This is a genomic window from Sphingomonas sp. CCH21-G11 (genome assembly GCF_001555965.1).
In the GTDB taxonomy this organism is placed as follows: Bacteria; Pseudomonadota; Alphaproteobacteria; order Sphingomonadales; family Sphingomonadaceae; genus Sphingomonas.
The window spans coordinates 1-4,771 of the sequence record NZ_LSHX01000044.1 but is presented as its reverse complement, the minus strand read 5'-3'; the positions used below and the strand labels follow the sequence as shown (position 1 = coordinate 4,771).

5 protein-coding genes and 1 pseudogene are annotated in these 4,771 nt (G+C 66.6%); 2 read left to right on the top strand and 4 right to left on the bottom strand.

Going from position 1 to position 4,771, the window contains the following annotated elements; translation table 11 throughout:
* Together AX676_RS18120 and AX676_RS12240 are read left to right on the top strand one after the other, a co-directional pair.
* Positions 1 to 251: pseudogene (locus tag AX676_RS18120) on the top strand (squalene/phytoene synthase family protein); the annotation flags it as partial.
* A 71-nt stretch (positions 252 to 322) separates the two neighbouring features.
* Complete coding sequence (locus AX676_RS12240) at positions 323 to 796, top strand: EF-hand domain-containing protein (RefSeq protein WP_066479449.1); 474 nt, start codon at positions 323 to 325, stop codon at positions 794 to 796.
* Between the two features lie 3 nt (positions 797 to 799).
* On the opposite strand, the gene trmFO is transcribed toward AX676_RS12240, so the two are convergent.
* The 4 genes from trmFO to AX676_RS12220 form a co-directional block, all read right to left on the bottom strand.
* Positions 800 to 2,116 carry a methylenetetrahydrofolate--tRNA-(uracil(54)-C(5))-methyltransferase (FADH(2)-oxidizing) TrmFO gene (gene trmFO / locus AX676_RS12235; RefSeq protein WP_066479447.1) on the bottom strand — a complete coding sequence of 439 codons (1,317 nt, stop codon included), beginning with the start codon at positions 2,114 to 2,116 and terminating at the stop codon, positions 800 to 802.
* 206 nt (positions 2,117 to 2,322) lie between these two features.
* On the bottom strand, positions 2,323 to 3,318 hold the full coding sequence (locus AX676_RS12230) for an SRPBCC family protein (RefSeq protein ID WP_066479444.1): 996 nt from the start codon (positions 3,316 to 3,318) through the stop codon (positions 2,323 to 2,325).
* A gap of 74 nt (positions 3,319 to 3,392) precedes the next feature.
* Positions 3,393 to 3,932 (bottom strand): GbsR/MarR family transcriptional regulator, encoded by a 540-nt coding sequence (locus tag AX676_RS12225; protein ID WP_066479441.1) that lies wholly within the window; start codon positions 3,930 to 3,932, stop codon positions 3,393 to 3,395.
* 445 nt (positions 3,933 to 4,377) lie between these two features.
* Positions 4,378 to 4,719, bottom strand: coding sequence for a DUF952 domain-containing protein (locus AX676_RS12220; RefSeq protein WP_066479439.1), 342 nt, complete (start codon positions 4,717 to 4,719; stop codon positions 4,378 to 4,380).
* Positions 4,720 to 4,771 lie beyond the last annotated feature (52 nt).

Here is a 4,771-nt window from a genome sequence, read left to right as displayed (position 1 = left end):
GGCGGGGATGGGCGCTTGCCGACCTGTCCCGGCACACGACAGATCCCGCTCAGCGCGCCAGCGCGGCCGCCCTGGCGCGCGCCGAGCTGGACGAGGCGTTTGCCCGACCCTGGCCAGTGCCGCTGCGCGGGCTGGGCGCGCTGGCGCTGCGGGCGCGCATGGACCTGACGGTGCCGCACGACCAACCGGTGCCGCACGGCGCGCCGCGAAGGGTCGCGCGGCTGTTGTGGCATCGCATGTCGGGGCGATAAAGCCGATTGCCGCCACGCGATCGCCGCGCCAGAGTGACGCCAAGCGGTCACGATCGGGGGAGGGGACGCCAATGCTACGCTGGATCGCGGGTATCGGCGCGCTTGTCCTGCTGGGCCTTGGCGGGGTGCTGTTGTTCTTCAGCGGCGCGAACAGCCAGACCCCGGCGCTGCCGCCACCGCCGGCCCCGGCAGCGGCGGAGGCACCCGTTGCGCCGATGCCCGACAACGTCCCCGCCGCGCCGGCCGCATCGCGCGAGGAGCGGCGCTTCAACCGCTATGACAAGGACCGTGACGCGGCGATCACGCGCGCCGAATATCTCGCCAGCCGGCGCAAGGCGTTCGCGCGGCTGGACGTCAATGGCGACGGGCGGCTGAGCTTCGAGGAATGGGCGGTCAAGACGACCGAACGCTTTGCTAAGGCCGACGCCAACCGCGACGGCGCGATGAGCCGGGCGGAGTTCGCCACCACCGCGGTCAAGCGCAAGCCGGCGGCGGCGCGCTGCGCATGCCCGCCCGCAGCGGCTACGGACGCCGACGGCGAGTGAGCTTCACGCTGCGGCCCAGGCGCTGAACGCGTCGCGGGCGCGGGCGGTGTAGAGCAGCTTGCGATCGGCCTTCTTGCTGCGCACCGTGATCGGCGGCATCAGCCCGAAATTGACGTTCATCGGCTGGTAGCTTTCGACCGCCGCGCCGCCGGTGATATGGCCGAGCAGCGCGCCCAGCGCGGTTTCGACCGGGGGCGGCGTCAAGACCTCGCCCTTCAGCTCGGCGGCGGCGAAGCGCCCGGCAATCAGGCCGATCGCCGCGCTTTCGACATAGCCCTCGCACCCCGTGATCTGGCCGGCGAAGCGGACGTTGGGCCGCGATTTCAGCCGCAGCGTCGGATCGAGCAGTTCGGGCGAGCGGATGAAGGTGTTGCGGTGCAGCCCGCCCAGCCGCGCGAACTCCGCCTGCTCGAGTCCCGGAATGGTGCGGAAGATGCGAACCTGTTCGGCATATTTGAGCTTGGTCTGAAAACCGACCATGTTCCACAGCGTGCCGGTCGCATTGTCCTGGCGCAGCTGGACGACGGCGTGCGGCCAGCGCCCGGTGCGCGGATCGTCGAGCCCGACCGGCTTCATCGGGCCGTAGCGCAGCGTGTCGAGCCCGCGCTCGGCCATCACCTCGATCGGCATGCAGCCCTCGAAATAGGGGACATCCTCCCACTCGCGGAACTCGGTCTTTTCGCCGTCGAGCAGCGCCTGGTGAAAGGCGCGATACTGGTCCTGGTTCATCGGGCAGTTGATGTAATCGCGCCCCTCGCCCTTGTTCCAGCGCGACTGGAACCAGGCGGTATCCATGTCGATCGTGTCGAAATGGACGATCGGCGCGATCGCGTCGAAGAAGGCGAGCGAGTCCTTGCCCGTCTCAGCACCGATCGCATCGGCGAGCGCGGGGGCGGTGAGCGGGCCGGTGGCGACGATCGCGGGGCCGTGTGGCAGCGTATCGACGCGTTCGCGCACCACCGTGATGTTGGGATGTTGGGCCAGCGCCGCCGTCACCGCATCGGCGAAACCGTCGCGATCGACCGCGAGCGCGGAGCCGGCGGGCACTTTGTGTCGGTCGCCCATCGCCATGATGAGCGAACCGAGCGCGCGCATTTCAGCATGGAGCAGCCCGACCGCGTTGCGCTCCGCATCGTCGGAGCGGAAGCTGTTCGAGCAGACGAGTTCGGCGAGCCGGTCGCTCTGGTGCGCCGGCGTCATCTCCCCCGATCCGCGCATTTCCGAAAGCCGGACCTTGAGCCCCGCGCTGGCGAGCTGCCAAGCCGCCTCCGACCCGGCGAGGCCGCCGCCGATGATGTGGATGTCGTGGGTCTGGGTCATGCGTTCGTTTCAGGTGGAAGTTGACACTAGGTTGACACTGTGGCGGTCGGTTCGATGGGGCCGAAGCGCGTCCGGGTGGGACGCGTCGTCGCGATCTCCCACCCGGCAGGTTTCGGACTGCCCCGCGATGCGCGCCACTCGGTCAGGGACGAGCGACCGGCAATAGCGACCCGCGCGCGTGTAGGAAAGGGCAGGGCAGGGCCGCGTCAGTCCGGGGCCTTGCCTTCGGCGCGCTGCTTGACCAGCGCGAGCAGATTGCTCTCGACATCGCCAAGCAGGAATTCGCCCCACAGGCTGGAATAATCGTTGACCGCGGTCTGCATCCAGTAGCGGGTGGTCAGCGTCACGCGCGTCCGTCCGGGTGCCACCGGGTCGAGGCGATAGCCGCCAGTGGTGATCCGAAAATAGGGGCTTTTCGGCATCAGATGACGGTCGGTGAAGGCCCAGCCGTTCAAATCGTCGAACACGAAACGCCACGACAGGCGACGGCCCGCCTGCCATTCGGTCACGATCTCACGAAACCTGATCTGGTTTTCCCACCGCGCGATGCGCTGCGCACCGACACCGGCGCCGAGCAGTTGCGCGCCGACCGGACGCGGAATGCCGATCACGTCCTGCGACAGATTCCAGCCGCCTTCATCGGGGCGGACGTCGGGAATGCCCTCCAGCAAGGGCCAGATCTGCGCCGGCGTCGCCGAGACGACGATCGACCGGGTTACCGCGCGCTCGGTCTGCGGAAGAGGAATATATGGCTCGACCTGCATTGCGACCAAAGGCAGCGCCAGCATGGCGACCGAGTAGGTTCGGGCATCACCATGCCGATGGCGATGACGGTACATGCGCGTCGCAGTCGCCCCGACAAAGCTGCTGGTCATCCATAATGGCGAGAGCATCAGGATGCAGATCGTCCCTTCGTGGAGGATGAAGATGCTCGCGAGCACCACCAATCCCATCAGGATCAGCGGGACGCTGTGATAATATTTGCGCGGGCGCGTGTTCAGCGGATCACCGACATAGCAGATGAACGACGTCACCGCCGCCGGCAGGATGAGAAGAAAGGTGAAGCTGACGACGCCGAACCCCGGCTGAACCGCCTGGACCAGGACATAGACGCCCAAAAGGAAGGCAGCGGCGACGGCGAAAGCGACCAGGACGCGCCCGATGGCATGTTCATGTGGCGGCGTTGGCAGCTCGACGTCCATGATTAATCTCCATTACCGTTGTTTCTGTAATCACCGAAAATACGAGATGTGGCTGTGCGTCATTCCGCGTCGCGCTAGCCCTTGCTGCCGGGAATGAACCGCGCGACGCGGGCGCCCATTTTCATGAGAGCGACCAGCGTCGGCTTGGGCAGGCCGCGGACCTGATCATACCAGCCCGACAGGGTGCCGATGAATTCGTGCATCCGCATCACCCGTTCGCGCAGGTGCGGCGGGGCGGTCTTGTCCTCCCCGAGCCGGGCCGAGAGTTCAGCGAGCAGCTGGATCGTCGGATCGATCTCGCGCCGCTTGCGCTCGCTGCTGATCCGCATCAGCATTTCCCACAGATCGGTTTCCGCGACGAAATGATCGCGACGATCGCCCTCCACATGGACGCGGCGGATGATCGAATAGCTCTGAAGCTCCTTGAGCGCCGTCGAAACGTTGGAGCGCGCAAGCCCCAGCGTGTCGCAGATGTCCTCGGCCGTGATCGGCGACGCGGAAAGATAGAGCAGGGCGTGGACCTGGGCGACCGAGCGGTTGACCCCCCAGTGCACGCCCATCTCCCCCCAATGAAGGATGAACGCCTTGGCATCAGGATGGTCGAACAACGACACTGTATTCTCCGGTTTCTGTGAAAACAGAAATGTCGGAAATTGATGTGCATGTCAAGCGGGAGGATTTCGCACCTCCGGCTTGGTCCCGATCGGCTCGGCTGGCGAGCAGATCGTTTTCGTTGTGCTTGCGGACAGGCCCCGCACCCTCTCCGCTGAAAGACGCATGAGAATTCTCGTCCCTCGATACGCGCCTTCGCCTTCGCTAAGTCGCACCTCAGAATGAGCGATAACGGAAACTTTCACAAAGGTCGGCCATCTTTCCCTCGTCGCCCCGGCCTTGAGCCGGGGTCCCGCTGCCTGATCCGGCGCAAGAGAAAGCGGGACCCCGGGTCAAGCCCGGGGTGACGGGAAGAGTCCTGCCGCACAGCGATCAACATGCGCTTTCTGACTCAGACGCTCAGGATGAGCGGTGCCTACGGACGTTATCTGGTGATGAATCCCGGGCTCATCCGGGAAGCTGGACCGTGCCGTCGCCATCCCGGCTGAGCGGGGCGTGGACGGTGATGCTGGCCATGGTGAGGCGGCCGTAGAGATGCGGGAACAGCGCGCCGCCGCGCGAGGCTTCCCAGCGGATGGCGTCGCCCAGAGGCGCCAGGTCGACCGCGGCGATCCAGAGGTCGGACTGGCCGGCGAAATGCCGGTCCACCGTCTCGGTCACCTGATCGGCGGTGGAGAGGTGGATATAGCCGTCGGCGAGGTCGACCTGCGCACCGTCGAAGCGGTCTTCGCGCAGTGCCGCCATCTGGTCGGCGGTCAGGATCTTGTAGGCGGTGGCGGGGTGGGTCATCGCGCGGTCATGCCCACCCCCGGCCCCTCCCGCAAGCGGGAGGGGCCGGGGG